This is a genomic window from Marinactinospora thermotolerans DSM 45154 (assembly GCF_900167435.1).
GTDB classification, from domain to species: Bacteria; Actinomycetota; Actinomycetes; order Streptosporangiales; family Streptosporangiaceae; genus Marinactinospora; species Marinactinospora thermotolerans.
In genome coordinates, this window is the sequence record NZ_FUWS01000010.1 from 78326 (window position 1) to 93304 (window position 14979).

A 14979-nucleotide genomic window follows, 5' to 3' on the forward strand; every position below is an offset into this window, starting at 1 on the left:
CCGGATCAGGCGGGCAGCCCCAGACGTTCGCGCCAGTCGTCGGGGACCACGAACCCGAAGCTCCACCGGTGGCGTTGGGTGGGGTTGACGATGCAGTGCCAGAAGAGCCGGTCGGGATCCTGCTCGATCTTGAAGAACCGGGCGATGCGCGGACGCTCGCGCAAGGTGACGAGCTCACCCGTCCGCGGATGCAGGTAGCGGAAGAAGGTGGTGTGCTCGGGATCGGTGAAGGGGGCGTCGAAGTCGATGAGGTACATGCGCCAGCCCGGTTGGGTCTCGTTGGTGTGCCACAGCCGGTAGCTGGACGGCGGATACCACATGGACCCCGAGAAACGGACCTCGGTGCCGAAGGCCCTTTCGAGCGCTCCGACGGCGGCGCTCTTGGCGTCGAGATAGGAGTCGTACCCGGAGTGGTCGACGTGCTCGTCGAGGTTGACGAGGTGGAAACCCCGCTGTTGGGGGTCGGCTCCCCTGGCGCTCTCCTCCCGCTCGACCCGGTTCTGCCAGCGCCGGAACTCCTGGCTCACCGGGGAGAGGTCGGTGGAGGCGCGGTCCTCCTCACGGTAGCGGTCGGCGAAACGGGCGAGGTCGACCGTGTCCGGTTGCACCTTGAGCCGGGGGAGCAGATCGATGATGTCGCCGAATCCGGGGAGATCGGCGATGTCGTATTCGTGGTGGTAGAAGACTGATTCGGAGGGAGGCGGCGACGCCGCGGGGCGCGGTCCCGGCGCGGACTCGGGGGCGAAGGACATGGAGGCCGTCGCGAGGTCACCCAGGTGGAAGTCGTAACCGTGCCGGCGGCCGAGCGCGATGATCTCCTTCGGCCCGGTCATGGCCCGAAGGGTCCGCATGAGCTCCTCCGAGGCGTACGCGGTGCGCAGGAAATCGGTGCAGGATTCGATCGACATCGGTCGGGTCAGCCCTTCTCGGTGGTGGACACGGGCGGGTCGAGCAGCAGTACGGAAGGCACACGGTCGGGTGCTGCCAGACGCAGCATGTGCATGCCGGTACCGGCGATGCCGAGCATGAGCCCCGGGAAGAAGCGAGTGGAGTCGCCCTCGCCGGATTCGAGGTGGCGCCACTGGGCCTGGGCCTGGACGTTGGCCTCCATCCGGAACGCGGGCTCGTCCTTGAGCTCGGCGAAACGCAGGAAGAGTTCGGCGTTGCCCGACCGACCGTGGCACAGGGTGTCGTTGCGGAGCCGAGGGAAGTTCCGCATGGTCGCGGCCAGCGCCTGGCGTGCCTCGAGCAGCAGGCCCTCGTCATCGCGGCCGAGCGCCGCCCAGCCGGTGATGCGGCTCAGCCCGATGCCGGCGGCGCCGTTGCACCAGGCGTTGGCGTAGTGCCGGCCGCCGCGCGCCACCCCTCCGCCGAGGGTGCGCAGGTCGTACCAGTCGTGCTCGGTGGAATCGAAGTGGCGGGCCTCGTAGGCGAAGGCCCGTCGGCCCGCCTCGACGTAGTCGCCACGGTCGAGGAAGGCCCCCAGCGTGATCAGCGACCATCCGATGCCGGCGCTGCCGTGGGCGAATCCGGTGAGCGGGACCGGGTTGCTCTCGGGCGGGAAGGGAGGCCAGGTCAGCGCCTCGCCATCGGCCTCGGCGGTGCGCAACAGGTGGTCGGCGCATTGCCGGGCGGTGTCGAGACCGTTGCCGTCGGTGGCCGCCGCCAGGCCGAGCAGGATCGGGATGAGCCCGGCCGCTCCTCCGAAGAGGTCGAGGTGGCGGTCGGCGTCGATGCGGTCGGGCAGCTCACGGCCGAGCCGGACGGCTCGTTCGAGCAGAGCCGGATCGTCCCACAGGCGCGAGAGGTGGGTGAGCAGGTAGATGAGCCCGCCCATCCCCTGGAAGGCACCGATCCTGTCGGTGTCGCAGGCCGTGACGGCGTGGGCCAGCGCGCGTTCGGCCGCCCGTCGGAACTCGGGCCGCGGGACGAGGGAGTCGAGGTGGGCGAGGAACAGGGCGATACCCGCCGCCCCGTGGTAGAGATCGCCCTCGACGTCGACCTTGACGGTGCGTCCGTCGCTGACGTCGTAGGAGGTCCACGGGGCGGAGGCGGTGGGTTCGCGCAGGGCCGCGCAGAGGCGGTCGCCGACCTGGGCGGCCTTGTCCAGGCAGGCCGCGACAAAGGAGGGGCTGGTGATCTCGCCGGTGGACAGGCTCGCGGTGATGTAGTGGTGTTGCCGGCCGCGGTCGGTGTCGGACAACCGGCCGATGCGCTCGGTGACGTGTTCGAGCGGGGAGAGTTCGAGGTAGCCGGGGATCTCGCCGCGGTGGTCGTGGACGAGGTCGCGGCGCGTGGCCTGCACGGAGAACAGGGGGACGTCCAGCCGCCACAGGGAGCCGAGTTCGTGCTCGACGAGGATCCCTCCGTCGTCCCAGGCGCGGGGGAAGGTCCGGACGACGCTGTTGAGGAGGTCCACCTCGAGCGGGTCGCTCAGGGCCTTGGGGTGGCGGGCCGACATGAGCGCCTGGGCGTACACCTGGGTGCTGCGGTTGATGAAGCGGACGGAGACACCGGTGAAGACCTCGGTGACGTGGCGGGCGGCGTCGGGACGGCGGAACCACTCGTAGACGCGGGCGAACCCGTCGGCGATGGCGTCGGCGTGCTCATCCGGCTGGACCAGCTGCTCACCGAGGAAGACACGGTTGGCCGCGTCGGGGTGGACCTCGACACCGGTGCGGTGGACGACGCCGGCGCGGAAGCTGAGCCGCTCGTCGCCGATGCGCGGGACGGCCACCGGCATCTCATACGAGGTGCCGCCGGTGTAACCGCTGATGCGCATGGTGGCGGGCCCTCCGCGCGCCTGGGAATCGGGCCATTCGAGCAGTCCCGTGCTGAAGACGGAGTCGAGCAGGGTGCCGGACTTGTTCCCCTGTCCCTTGGGACGCACCCCGAGCACGGTCTCGCAGTCGCAGATGTAGGCGTTCCCGTCCGCGACGATGACGTTCTCGAAGTGGAGGTCGCCGCCTCCCAGGGCGTGGAAGACGCCGAGATAACCGCCGAGTTGGCGGTAGATGCGCTTGACCTGTTCCGAGGTACGGACCCGATTGCGCCCGGAGGGGATGAGCGCTTCGTAACCGTAGCCGTCCCGGGGCAGCACATGGCGAGTGGCGAAGTCGAGGGCGCCGTCCTCGGTGATGCGGGACAGCAGCTCCTGCATGGCCGACTCGGCGGCGATGCAGCGCGGTTTGTAGACGACGGTTCCGGTCCCCCCGTCGGCGAGTTCGACGTCGACGAACGCGACGCTGCGCGCGCCGGCGTGCGGGTCGGAGCGTCCGAGGCGCACGGCGCGCACGCCCGTGACGGGCCGGTCGAAGAAGGCCCGGGAGAGAAGGGGGCCGTCGGCTGCGAGGTGAGCGGTGAGGTCCCGGCCGTAATCGGCGAGAAGCCGGGTGACGTGGGCCAACCATCGTCCCAGTACCGGGAAGCGGAGGTAGAAGGCGTGGTAGGAGGAGGCGTCGCCGAAGGTGGAGTCGAGGTAGCCGAGGTAGTCGTCACGGGAGGCCCGGTCGGGATCGATCCCGGCCTGGGCGCAGTGGACCTTGGCGTCGGCCTCGACGGCCCAGGCCAACGCGAGTTCGAACCGGTCGAGCAGGTGGCGTTGGAAGCCCTCGACGACGCCGGGGGCGGCGGGAGCGGTGTCGGGCCTGCGCGGCCCGCGCAACCGGCGGCCGAGTTCGAGGAGGAACGGTTCGCAGGCCTTGGCCAACCGTCCGTAGTAGGTGTCGAAGTCGCGCCACCCTGCGTCGGGGTCCTCGCCCGCGTCGAACCCCTCAAGGGCCGACCGGTAGGTGGGCAGCCATTCGCCGTGGATGTCGCCGAGGAGCTCGCGTAGCTTCGCGGCGGAGTCCTCCGAGGAGTCGAGGGCGAGTTCGTGCCGCCGGTAGTCGGTCAGGACGCGGACCAGCTCGTCCTTGTCGTAGCGGGGCGGGGTCGGTACGTGGTGGACCTCGCGGGCGGCCTTGAGGGCGAGCCGGCCCGCGATGCGGCCGATCCGCCAGGTGTCGAGAGGGCCGAGGTCGGTGGGGGCCGTCGGGGGAGGCCCACCAAGGGATTCGACGACACGCATGCGCTCCGCCAGGTTGCAGGCGCGGGCCGCGATATCGACTGGGTGGGCGTTTCCCATACTGGGGGCTCCTCGGTGGACGACGAAACGGCGGAAACACGCGGAACGGACTCCGAGGGGTGGCGATCCGGCACCACCGGCCCGCCACCCCGCCGGCGCGGGGTCACCCCGCGCCGGCTCTCCGGCTACTTCGTGGTGCCGTCGCAGGCGATGGTGAAGGGGCCGAAGCTGCAGGTGCTGGCGCAGGCGTAGATCTCGCTGGCGACAACGGCCTCGGTGAAGGCCTCGATCGCCTCGTGGTCCTGCCGCTCGACCGCGCCGGGCAGCGACTCGACCGAGAGGCCGAAGGCCGCGGGGTCGGCGAGCAGGACGCTGCGGAACTCGTCGTCGACGACGGCCTGCTGGAGGGTCATGGTCATGGACATGGAGACTCCTTCTCGTGGTGTGACCTGACCGTTGGTCAGGTGGTCTGCTCGGGCTTCACGGCGACCAGCTTCATACCGCTCTGCTGCTCGACGTTTCTGAGTTCTTGGATGGCGGCACTCATGTTGTCGCTATTGCTCTGCCAGTCGACCAACTCCTTCACCTGGGGTGACAGGTCGTCGCGCCTCCAGAGGGTTTCGAGCCACTCCTTGGCGGTGTGCGGGTGGAGGTCTGATATGGGCGTGATCTGGGCGAGCAGAGGCTCCTCGTGCAGCGCGAGCGCGATCTGGAGGGCCTCGCGAAGCTTTCCGTCAGGTGGGAGAAGCGAGCACAGAATCATCAGACTCTGAATCTGACGAATAGTGTGGACGCCTTCATATATGGTGGGAGGCTTTACCGTCATCAGCCACCTTCCTCACTGGTCAGGACAGACCAAACAAAGGTTCCGGAAAATCCCGCTTTTCACCGTTCCCCTACATCGCGCAAAGTAAATATAAGCAGCCCAGGCTTTCAGTGGACTTTCTCTCCACTTACACTCGGCAGCACATTTCCCAGTAAATCGATAGGAAATATGAGCGAACTTTTTCAAGCTTCGAGAAAAAACGGCCGGATGTCAATTTTAGAGAACTAGGAAACTATCGTCGCCATATTGGCGTTCAGTCCGGTTCGCCCCGAAGAATGGACAGGTGCAGGTCACGCAGCTGCCGGCCGGGGTCCATCCCCATCTCCTCGCGCAAGCGCCCACTGATCTCACCGAACGCCTCAAGCGCCTCGACACGGCGCCCGCAACGGCACAGACAGACGATGAGCTGATACCAGAACCGCTCATGGAAGGGGTAGCGGCGGACGAGCTCCCGCAGTTCACCGACGAGCTCGTCGTAGCACCCTCCCGCCATGCTGATCTCATGCCGGCGCTCGCGCACCCGCAGCCACTCCTCGGTGATCCGGGGAACGACGTCGCGGTGGAGGGAGGCGGAGCGGACGTCCGGCAGCATCGGGCCGCGCCACAGTTCCACCGCGCGGTCCAGGGCCATACGCTCCGCCGCCTGGTCGCCCCGCTTCGCCGCGGCGTGCGCCGCGCCGCTGTGGGCGCGAAAGCGCAGGAGATCCAGTTCCTCGGGTCCCACCTCGATGAGATAGCCGGCGGCGGTGGTGCGGATGAGGCCGGAGGGGCCCGCTCCACGGGAGTCGAGGGTCGCGCGCAACCTGGTGAGACAGGTGTGCAGGGCAGCGCGGGGGCTGTCCGGCCGCACGTCGTCCCACAGGAGGCCGACCAGTTCCTCCAGCGACACCACGGTGTTGGGCGCGAGCAGGAGCGCGGACAGCAGTACCCGCTGTTTACCGGCGGGAATGCGGACCGGTCCGCTCTGCGAGGTGACGTCAAGAGGGCCGAGAACGCGAAATTCCAGCCGGTGGGCCATATCCATCACTCCTCTCCCTTGCCGGAGCAAGGTGTTTCCGGAAATCGGTGACCACAACCGGATCGGGGATATGAAGACATCCGCCACCCTCGTGGCCGGAAGCGAATTTTAGTCATCGACCACGCCCACGGTTCCGTTCCCGAAGGAGCGGGGGGATTCACACATTTTCCCTGCCGTGTTCACGCTGGAATGTCAGAGGTCATCCCAGGATCGGCCTCGTTTCCGGACGGTCTTCGGCCGGACCTCCCGAATTCCGTCCCGCCCCAGGCCCGAATTCGGGGACCGCCGGGAGGCGATACGGCTAGGATCGTCCCGGGACGACGATGACGACGGGTGAGGTGAGCGGTGCGCGACCCCGATTCCGTCACGGCCGGACCGGTGCGCCCCCGTCCCCCACACGGCCGATGACCTCCTCCGGCGACCTGCTCGCCGACCTGCCCACGCCCCTGCTCCTCCCCGCCCTGGGGCTGTTCGTGCTCGCCGAGACCGCGCTGCTGCCCGGGGTCGTGGTCCCCAGCCTGGCCATCATGCTGACCGCCGGCCTTCTCGCGGCCACCGGGACGGTGCCGTTGGCCGCCGTCCTGGCCACCGCCGTGACGGCGGCGGTGGCCGGCGACGCCATCGGCTTCCACAGCGCTCGCCTGCTGGGGCCGCGGCTATGGCGCGGCAGCCGGTCGGAGCGGGTCCTGCGCCACCGTCAGCGCGCCGAGGAAATCATTCGCAGGTACGGCGCCTGGGCGATGTTCGTGGGGCGTTTCATCCCCTTCGTCCGAACGCTGACCCCGCATCTGGTAGGCCTCGGCGGGCTCCCCTACCGCAGGGTCGCCCCGGGGGCCGTGCTGGGGGCCGCCGGGTGGGCGACGCTGGAGATCGGCGTGGGCTACGCCGTGGGGGTCTCGGCCGCTTCCGTGGATCCGTACGTCGTCGTGCTCACCGCCGCCGCCGTGGGTCTGGCCCTGACCGGGGGATGGGCGCTGTGGCGCAGGTCGTCGCGGCCGTCCCCGAGGAGCATGGGGGCGGCGTCCGCCCCTCCTCGGCCCCCGAGGCGCGCGCCTCGTCGGACGGGACCGCCCCCATCATGAGGCTCGCGCGGGGCACAGGACCCCAGCGATCGGGGAGCCGGCCGGTCCACGCGCCGATTCGCCGGCGCCCCCTCACAGCGTCCCGGGGACGACCGCGGCACCCCAGACCAGGAGCGGGGCGAGCCCCACGACCAGGCCGCTGTAGGCGACCATCCGGCGGTAGAAACGGTCGCGGTCCTCGACCTGGGCGTTGGCCAGCACCATCGCGCCGTTGGTCGAGAAGGGGCTGACGTCGACGATGGTCGCACAGGCCGCGAGCGCCGCGACGAGCCCGATGGCGCCCACCTCACCGGTCAACAGCAGCGGCATCGCCAGGGGCAGGGTGATCCCCAGGGTCCCGATGGAGGAGCCGAACGCCGAGACGACGCCCCCGACGTAGCAGAGCAGCAGCGCGGCCACGAGCGGTACGCCCAGACCCGCGACGGCCTCCCCCGCCATGTCGATGGTGCCCGCGGAGTCGAGCACCGCCATGTAGGTCATCATCCCGCAGACCAGGGTGATCGTGGACCAGCTGACCCGGTCGAGGATGTCGGCGTAGGACCTGGGCGCCATGAGCACCAGGACCACCCCGATGCAGATCGCGGCGAACCCGACGTCCACTCCGAATCCGGCGGCCCCCACGAACAGGGCGACCAGGCCGAGCAGGGTCGCCGCCCGCTGGAACAGGAGCGCGCGCGGCGTCCGTCCTCCCCCCGTCGCCCCGTCCGAGGTGTCCTTTTCGAGCGGAACCGAGCCCGTGGAGGAGCGCAGCAGCGGCCGGCCGAGCGTGAGGAACAGGACCAGCGCGAACGCCAGGTTGAGGGCGAAGGGGATGAGGAACAGCAGCAACGGGCTGTGCGGCAGGTCGGTCTTGGCGATCATCCCGTTGACGAACGCGCCGTAGACGCTCAGCGGCGAGAAACCCGCCCCCAGTGCCCCGTGGACCACCATGAACCCCATGAGCAGGGGATCGATGCGGTGCCGGGCCGCGATCCCCAGGGCGATGGGGGCGACCATCGCCACCGCCATGATCGAACCGAGGGCCATGAGCGTGGCCGCCAGGGCGAACATCAGCCACACCACCGCCCACAGCCGGCCGCGCACCAGCCTGATCGCGGAGGAGATGATCAGGTCGACGGTCCCGTTGGCCTGGGCGATACCGAACAGGAAGGTGATGCCGCCCAGGGTGATGAACATGTCGCCGGGGAAGCCGGCGACGATGTCGTCGACGGACATGCCCAGGAGCAGGGCTCCGACGACGAACGCCGCCGCGAAGGCCATGAGGCCGAGGTTGATCGGGTACAGGGTCGCGACCACGAACATCGCGACCAGGACGGCCAGGGAGACGAGCTGAGGGGTCACGGGGTCCTTACTCCACGTTCCGCGACGGGGCGGGGTCCGGTGGCGGGCATACCGCGGTGGCCCGGCTGGTGTCCTGTGGGGCGGACAGCGGGCCCACCGCGGTGGCGCGCGAACACGGGGGGGGATCACCCCGGACGGACGGACGCGCGGACAAGGGAACACCGTGCTGCTGGCGGTGTTCGCGCTCTGGCACGAGGGCCGATATCACTGTTTGCGACCTGGAGCGCTATTCGCCCGATATTGCCATGGACGGGTGCGACGTTCGAATCCGGGGCCGACCCCGCGACCCGCGCGGCCCCGTTCCGCCGGAACGGCCCGAGTCAGTCGGAGCGCGGGGGGAAACGGTCGGCGAGACCGTCGAGGAACGCCGAGAGGGCGAGGTCGAAGCCGTCGCCGTCGATGTGGGCGGCGTGCTCGGAGAGGCGGTGGGCCTGCGAGAGGTTGGGGTAGCGGTCCAGGTAGACGCGGACGTCATCGTCGAAGCCCCGGGCGAAGGAGTTGATGGCCGCCCCGACCACCAGGTACTTCGTCGCCGCGCCGATCAGGGTGGCCATCCGGGGCGGCCAGCCGGCGCCGGTGAGCCCTCCGTGGACCGCGTCGGCGCGACGCAGCGACGCCTCCCGCCGCCCCGGCCCCATGGCGATGAAGGGCACCATGTGCGGGTGCGCGGCCAGCGCGGCGCGGTAGGAGCGCGCCCAGACGGTCAGACCGTGGCGCCAGTCGCCCCCCTCGAAACCGGAGACGTCGACCTTCTCCATGATCTCGTTGGCGATGTCGTGGAGGAGGTCGTCCTTTGTGCGGTAGTGGCCGTACAGCGAGGCGGCCTGGACACCGAGTTCGCCGGCGAGCCTGCGCATGGACAGGCCCTCCAGCCCGTCGCGGTCGACGAGGTCGAGGGCCGCGCGCCGGATGCGCTCGGGGCTGAGGATCGGCGTCTTCGGTCGGGCCACCCGTGGTTCTCCCGTCAGATGTTCGATGTCGTCTCCCAGTATCGGGGAACCGCCCCTTGCCCGCGCGCCTTCCGTGGACCTACGCTCAAAACCGAACAGCGTTAGTTTATGGGTCGTGCGCGCCGCCAGACCGGCACGGGAATCCGGCACGGCCCTCCCGCGGAAGGGGTCGAGACGATGGTCGATTTCGCGCTCACCGAGGAGCAACGGGAGATCCGTTCCTGGGTCCGCACCTTCGTCGAACGGGAGGTCATGCCGCTGGAGACCGAGGTCCTGCGCCGCGAGCGCCGCGGCGAGACCCACGGCCTGACCCCCGAGGAACTGCGCGACCTGCAACTCCTCGCGAAACGGTCCGACTTCTGGGGGATACTGACGCCCACCGAGTACGGCGGCATGGGCCTGGACCCCGTCAGCGCCGCCCTGGTGGAGATCGAGCTGGGCCGCTCCTTCGTCCCGTTCCGCTTCGGGGGCGACGCCGACAACATCCTCTACCACGCCAACGCCCAGCAGCGTGAGCGCTACCTGCTGCCCACCATCGCGGGCGAGCGCGTCTCCTGCTTCGCCATCACCGAACCCGGAGCGGGCTCCGACGCGAAGGCGATCCGCACCCGCGCCCACCGGGACGGCGCGGACTGGGTGATCAACGGGGAGAAGACGTTCATCACCCGCGGCCACGAGGCCGACTTCGCCATGGTGTTCGCGGTGACCGACCCCGCCAAGGGGGCGAACGGCGGCGTGACCTGCTTCCTGGTGGACCGCGAGGCCGGCTGGCGCTCCGAGCCGATCTCCACGATGGGCGAGTGGGGACCGGCCTCCCTGGTGTTCGAGGACGTGCGGGTCCCCGAGGCCAACGTGCTCGGAGAGGTGGGCCGGGGCTTCGAACTGGCGATGCAGTGGATCGGCAAGGGACGCTATCTCCTGCCGGCCCGCGCCCTGGGCGCCTGCGAACGCCTGCTCGCCATGGCGATCGAGCACGCCCGGACCCGCGAGACCTTCGGGGCGCCGCTCGCCGACCGTCAGGCCATCCAATGGATGATCGCGGACTCGCAGGTGGAGATCGAGGCGCTCCGCCTGCTGGTGCTGCACGCGGCCTGGCAGGTCGGCCACGGCCGCGACTCCCGCCACGCCCAGTCCATCGCCAAGCTCTACGGCGGGGTGAAGGCGAACGAGATCGTCGACCGGGTGCTCCAGATCCACGGGGGCATGGGCTACACCAGGGAACTGCCCATCGAACGCTGGTACCGGGAGCTGCGGCTGCTGCGCATCTACGAGGGCACCGACGAGATCCAGCGCCGCACCATCGCCCGCGACCTGCTCAAGGGACACGTCACGGTCGGCTCGACGCTGTCGTGACCGAGGGGCGTCCCGTGCGGACGCCCCTCGCCGAACCTCAGTTCACCCCGACGAGGTCGACGACGAAGATCAACGTCTCGCCCGGCTTGATGCGGCCGCCCGCCCCACGGTCGCCGTAGGCGAGGTGCGGCGGGATGACCAGCCTGCGCCGGCCGCCCACGCGCATACCGAGCACGCCCTGGTCCCAGCCCTCGATGACCTGGCGGGCGCCCAGCTTGAAGCGCAGCGGCTCGCCCCGGTTCCACGAGGCGTCGAACTCCTCGCCCGTGGAGTGCGCGACGCCGACGTAGTGGACGCTGACGGTGGAGCCGTGGCCGGCCTGGGCCCCCTCTCCGATGGTGATGTCGGTGATCTGGAGGTCCGCCGGCGGCGGGCCGTCGACGAAGTCGACCTCGGGACGCTCAAGCGCCATCGTGTGTTCCCCCTGGGAATCGTCGGAAATGAGCTCTTCAGCCTAGGGCCTGCGCCGGGTCCCCCGCGCCACCGTCGTCCCCTCCCCGGGCGGCGGTCATCGCGGCCCCGCGGTGGCCCGGCCGCCGATGGTCGCGGCGACCACGTGGGCGTCCCCGCCGATCTCGACCTCGCCGTCCGCCGCCGGGACGAACACCGAGTCGCCCCGGCCCAGCACGAGCGCCCCTCCCCGCTCGGGGCGCAGCTCGGCCCGTCCCTCCAGCACCAGGACGATCCGCGGCACCTCGCCGGGAAGCCGCGCGACGCCGGTTCCCGGCTCCACGACCGACAGCGCGAACTCCTCGACACCGGGCAGGTAGTCCAGACGTCCCTGGCTGCGCACCGGCCGCACGTAGGGGATGGGCAGCACCGAGAAGTCCACCACGTCGAGCAGCTCCTGGATGTCGACGTGCTTGCTGGTCAGGCCCGCCCGCAGCACGTTGTCGGAACTGGCCATGACCTCCACGGCGGTGCCCCGCAGGTAGGCGTGGACGTTGCCGGCCGGCAGGAACAGCGCCTGGCCGGGTTGCAGCTCCACCCAGTTGAGCAGGAGCGCCGCGACCGCTCCCGGGTCGCCGGGGTAGCGTTCGGCCAGCTCGATCGTTGCCCGGGCGTTCATGGCGCTGCCGGGGCGGGCGCACGCCGGATCGCGGAGCGACTCCACGAGTTCACCGACCAGTTCGGCGCGTCCATCCGCGGGCAGCGTCAACAGCCTGGTCATGGCGGCCCGTAGCGCGACGTTGGGGTCGGCCGTCTCCAGGTCGCCGCGCAGGAGCCGCGCCAGGCGTCCCTCACACGGTGCCAGGTCGGCGAACGTCTCGGCGGGGTCCCGGAAGCCGCACAACGCCTCGAAGGGCTCCAGCGCGAGGACGAGTTCGGGCTTGTGGTGGGGGTCACGGTAGTTGCGGTGCGGAGCGTCCACCGGAATGCCCGCCGCCTCCTCCGCGAGGAAACCGGCGCAGGCCCGGCTGGAGTCGGGGTGGGCCTGGAGCGAGAGCGGGGCCTCGGCCGCGAGCACCTTCAGCAGGAACGGCAGCCGTTCCCCGAAGCGCAGCACCACCTGCTCGCCCAGGGTCTCCTTGGGATCCTGCGCGATGACCCCGTCGAACGGCACCTCCTCGCCGTCGACGAGCAGACGGCTCGGCGCCCCCGGATGCGCGCCGAGCCACAGCTCGGCCTGGGGACGACCGTCCGGAGGGGTTCCCAGCAGGCGGGGAATCGCGGTCTGGGAGCCCCACGCGTACGGGCGTACCTGGTTGATCAGCCTTCGCATCCGCCCCGCTCTTTCGTTGCCGTCTCATAGCGCCCGATTTGCCCAGTCTCCCGGACTCGGCTTCTCCGTGTCTTCAGGGCTGTCGCTACGGCCAGGGTGGTGAGGGCACCACCCCGTCGCCTCCTGCTCTCCGTGTTCTTGTCCTTCCCCTCGTCGTGGAGAGGACACCGGGGACGGCTCACCAGGCGGATCGTTGGAGGCCGCGGTGACCCGTCTCACCCCGCGGCGTTCAACCCCGGCCACGGCGGACTCCCAGGCGCGGCGTGGACCGCCCCACCCTCCCCCTCCTAACAATTTCGAACAGGCAGGCTCACAAAGGCTCACAAATGGTATTACCATTGCCGCAGATATCCGGCCGGGCGCTTCCCCCACCGCGCCCCGCCCCCTGCGACCCCTCGTCCGGAGGCACAGTTGGAAGCCATCGAGCCCGCATACGGCACAGGGCCGTTGCTGCTGATCGCAGCAGGCGCCGTCGCCGTGCTGCTCTTCCTCGTCATGAAGGTGCGGCTGCACGCGTTCGTGTCGCTGGTCCTGGTCAGCCTGCTCGTCGCGATCGCGACGCGGATCCCCGTCGCCGACATCGTCCCCACCCTGCTGGACGGCTTCGGCGGCACCCTGGCCAGCGTCGCTCTGCTGGTCGGCCTGGGCGTGATGATCGGACGCCTACTGGAGATCACCGGCGGCGCCGCCGTCTTGGCCCACACCCTGATCAAGACGTTCGGTGAGAAGCGTGCGCCGTTCGCCCTGGGCGTCGCCTCGCTGCTGTTCGGCTTCCCGATCTTCTTCGACGCCGGCCTCATCGTCATGCTGCCGGTCGTGTTCAGCGTCGCCCGCCGCCTGGGCGGCTCGGTCCTGCTGTACGCGCTGCCCGCGGCCGGCGCCTTCGCCGTCATGCACGCCTTCGTGCCGCCCCACCCCGGACCGGTGGCCGCCGCCGACCTGCTCGGCGCCAACCTCGGCACGACGCTGCTCTTCGGCACCATTTTGGCCATCCCCACCTGGTACCTGGCCTCCTACCTGTTCTCCAAGTACGCGGGCGGCCGCTTCCAGGTCCCGGTCCCCGACGACTTCACCGCCGAGGGCGAGCTGAAGTACGACCGTCCGCCGTCCTTCGGCACGGTCCTGTTCATCCTGCTGCTGCCGATGGTGCTGATCTTCTGCAACACCGGCATCACGACGCTGAGCACCGCCGGCGTCGTCGACGGGGAACAGCTGTGGGCCCAGATCCTGGTCCTGATCGGCCAGACCTCGATCGCGCTGCTGATCACCGCGATCGTCAGCATGATCGTGCTGGGCCGGGGCCGCTCCCGCGCCCAGGTCGAGGAGATCGTCAACGGCGCGTTGGGCCCGGTCTGCGCCATCATCCTCATCACCGGCGCCGGCGGCATGTTCGGCGGCGTGCTGCGCGCCAGCGGCATCGGCGAGGCGCTCGCCTCCAGCCTGGAGTCCACCGGCCTGCCCGTGATCGTCGCCGCGTTCGTGATCGCGCTGGCCCTGCGGGTCGCGCAGGGCTCGGCCACCGTGGCGCTGACCACCGCGGCGGCGCTGGTCGCGCCGACCGTCGAGGCCACCGCGGGGCTGTCCGGCATCGACCTGGCGCTGATCGTCATCGCGATCGCCTGTGGTTCGACCGCGCTCTCCCACGTCAACGACTCCGGGTTCTGGCTGGTCGGCCGCTTCCTCGGCATGGACACCAAGACCACGCTGAAGACCTGGACGGTGATGGAGACGCTGATCGGCGTGATCGGCTTCGCCTTCGCCTTCCTGCTGAGCCTGGTGCTCTAGGGGGACGCGGGGGTCTCCCCGGCCTGTTCCAGCGCCGTGACCACCTCGTCCACGATCGCCCGCATGGCGGCCTCCGCGACATCGGGGAGGCCGTCATGGATGGCCGAGGCGACGTGGGCGTGCAGGCGCAGCGCCTCGGGTCTGGGGTGACGCGGCATCAGGTCGTAGGCGGTCCGCCCGGCCAGCACCTCGGCGACCACCCCGGACAGGCCGGCGAACATCTCGTTTCCGGACAACTCAAGGATGAGGTGGTGGAACTCGATGTCCAGGCGCAGGAACGTCTCCATGTCGCCGGCCCGGCCCGTCACCGCCATCCGCTCGTTGATCGCCACCACGCGGTCGCGCTGGGCGGCGCTGGCGCGGCGGGCCGCCGCGGCGGCGGCCGGCGGCTCGATCGCCGCGCGCAGCTCGGTGAGCGAGCGCAGCTGCGTGCCGCGTCCCGGTCCGGCCAGCCGCCAGCGGATGAGGCGGGGGTCCAGGACGCTCCAGTCCTCGGGCGGGCGGACCCGCACCCCGGTGCGGGGCCGGCTCACGACGAGCCTCATGGACTCCAGGACCCGGACCGCCTCGCGGGCCACGGTCCGCGAGACCCCGTGGTCGCGTTCCAGCCGCTCCAGGGTGAAGACGTGGCCGGGGGCGTACTCCCCCGCGGCGATCGCCGGGCCCAGTACGGCCAGCACACGGTTGTGCAGGGTGCGGTGATCCGCCTCGGCTGTCATCGCGCTCCTCAGGTCATCGCGCCGTCACGGGCCCGTTCCGCCGGGCCGGTGCCGGGCGCACGGAAGACTAGCGCGATCATTGGTAACACTATTGAACGGATCGCTCTTGGGCGATC

Annotated in this window: 13 protein-coding genes; 3 read left to right on the plus strand and 10 right to left on the minus strand. The window is 70.2% G+C overall.

Annotation, left to right across the window (positions count from 1 at the left end):
* Positions 1-5: 5 nt before the first annotated feature.
* From B5D66_RS17800 to B5D66_RS17820, 5 genes are all read right to left on the minus strand, one after another.
* Positions 6-908, minus strand: a complete 903-nt coding sequence (locus B5D66_RS17800) for a Nif11-like leader peptide family natural product precursor (protein ID WP_078762899.1) — start codon at positions 906-908, stop codon at positions 6-8.
* An 8-nt stretch (positions 909-916) separates the two neighbouring features.
* On the minus strand, positions 917-4126 hold the full coding sequence (locus tag B5D66_RS17805; RefSeq protein WP_078762900.1) for a type 2 lanthipeptide synthetase LanM family protein: 3210 nt from the start codon (positions 4124-4126) through the stop codon (positions 917-919).
* Between the two features lie 125 nt (positions 4127-4251).
* Complete coding sequence (locus B5D66_RS17810; protein ID WP_078762901.1) at positions 4252-4491, minus strand: cinnamycin family lantibiotic; 240 nt, start codon at positions 4489-4491, stop codon at positions 4252-4254.
* A gap of 35 nt (positions 4492-4526) precedes the next feature.
* Positions 4527-4892: a DurN family substrate-assisted peptide maturase gene (locus B5D66_RS17815; RefSeq protein WP_078762902.1), complete on the minus strand. Its 366-nt coding sequence runs from the start codon at positions 4890-4892 to the stop codon at positions 4527-4529.
* Between the two features lie 253 nt (positions 4893-5145).
* A complete protein-coding gene (locus B5D66_RS17820; RefSeq protein ID WP_078762903.1) occupies positions 5146-5916 on the minus strand; it encodes an AfsR/SARP family transcriptional regulator in 771 nt (256 codons plus the stop codon).
* 398 nt (positions 5917-6314) lie between these two features.
* On the opposite strand from B5D66_RS17820, the gene B5D66_RS17825 reads away from it, so the two are divergent.
* Complete coding sequence (locus B5D66_RS17825; RefSeq protein WP_159457287.1) at positions 6315-6992, plus strand: DedA family protein; 678 nt, start codon at positions 6315-6317, stop codon at positions 6990-6992.
* Positions 6993-7064: 72 nt separating this feature from the next.
* Here the strand turns inward: B5D66_RS17825 and B5D66_RS17830 are convergent, their stop codons facing one another.
* A complete protein-coding gene (locus B5D66_RS17830) occupies positions 7065-8333 on the minus strand; it encodes an SLC13 family permease (RefSeq protein ID WP_078762905.1) in 1269 nt (422 codons plus the stop codon).
* A 320-nt stretch (positions 8334-8653) separates the two neighbouring features.
* On the minus strand, positions 8654-9283 hold the full coding sequence (locus tag B5D66_RS17835; protein WP_078762906.1) for a TetR/AcrR family transcriptional regulator: 630 nt from the start codon (positions 9281-9283) through the stop codon (positions 8654-8656).
* 177 nt (positions 9284-9460) lie between these two features.
* Between B5D66_RS17835 and B5D66_RS17840 the strand changes: the two genes are divergently transcribed.
* Positions 9461-10636 (plus strand): acyl-CoA dehydrogenase family protein, encoded by a 1176-nt coding sequence (locus tag B5D66_RS17840; protein ID WP_078762907.1) that lies wholly within the window; start codon positions 9461-9463, stop codon positions 10634-10636.
* A gap of 37 nt (positions 10637-10673) precedes the next feature.
* On the opposite strand, the gene B5D66_RS17845 is transcribed toward B5D66_RS17840, so the two are convergent.
* Positions 10674-11048 (minus strand): FKBP-type peptidyl-prolyl cis-trans isomerase, encoded by a 375-nt coding sequence (locus B5D66_RS17845; protein WP_078762908.1) that lies wholly within the window; start codon positions 11046-11048, stop codon positions 10674-10676.
* A gap of 96 nt (positions 11049-11144) precedes the next feature.
* Entirely contained in the window at positions 11145-12359 is a 1215-nt protein-coding gene (gene manA / locus B5D66_RS17850) for a mannose-6-phosphate isomerase, class I (RefSeq protein ID WP_078762909.1), read from the minus strand.
* Between the two features lie 411 nt (positions 12360-12770).
* Here manA and B5D66_RS17855 point away from each other — a divergent pair, with 411 nt between their 5' ends.
* Complete coding sequence (locus B5D66_RS17855; RefSeq protein WP_078762910.1) at positions 12771-14144, plus strand: GntP family permease; 1374 nt, start codon at positions 12771-12773, stop codon at positions 14142-14144.
* On the opposite strand, the gene B5D66_RS17860 is transcribed toward B5D66_RS17855, so the two are convergent.
* On the minus strand, positions 14141-14863 hold the full coding sequence (locus B5D66_RS17860; protein ID WP_078762911.1) for a FadR/GntR family transcriptional regulator: 723 nt from the start codon (positions 14861-14863) through the stop codon (positions 14141-14143). The genes B5D66_RS17855 and B5D66_RS17860 overlap by 4 nt on opposite strands.
* Positions 14864-14979: the final 116 nt, after the last annotated feature.

Coding starts and splice junctions, on each gene's coding strand:
- B5D66_RS17800 (WP_078762899.1), bottom strand. CDS start 908: ATGTCGATCGAATCCTGCACCGATTTCCTGCGCACCGCGTACGCCTCG.
- B5D66_RS17805 (WP_078762900.1), bottom strand. CDS start 4,126: ATGGGAAACGCCCACCCAGTCGATATCGCGGCCCGCGCCTGCAACCTG.
- B5D66_RS17810 (WP_078762901.1), bottom strand. CDS start 4,491: ATGTCCATGACCATGACCCTCCAGCAGGCCGTCGTCGACGACGAGTTC.
- B5D66_RS17815 (WP_078762902.1), bottom strand. CDS start 4,892: ATGACGGTAAAGCCTCCCACCATATATGAAGGCGTCCACACTATTCGT.
- B5D66_RS17820 (WP_078762903.1), bottom strand. CDS start 5,916: ATGGATATGGCCCACCGGCTGGAATTTCGCGTTCTCGGCCCTCTTGAC.
- B5D66_RS17825 (WP_159457287.1), top strand. CDS start 6,315: ATGACCTCCTCCGGCGACCTGCTCGCCGACCTGCCCACGCCCCTGCTC.
- B5D66_RS17840 (WP_078762907.1), top strand. CDS start 9,461: ATGGTCGATTTCGCGCTCACCGAGGAGCAACGGGAGATCCGTTCCTGG.
- B5D66_RS17845 (WP_078762908.1), bottom strand. CDS start 11,048: ATGGCGCTTGAGCGTCCCGAGGTCGACTTCGTCGACGGCCCGCCGCCG.
- manA (WP_078762909.1), bottom strand. CDS start 12,359: ATGCGAAGGCTGATCAACCAGGTACGCCCGTACGCGTGGGGCTCCCAG.
- B5D66_RS17860 (WP_078762911.1), bottom strand. CDS start 14,863: ATGACAGCCGAGGCGGATCACCGCACCCTGCACAACCGTGTGCTGGCC.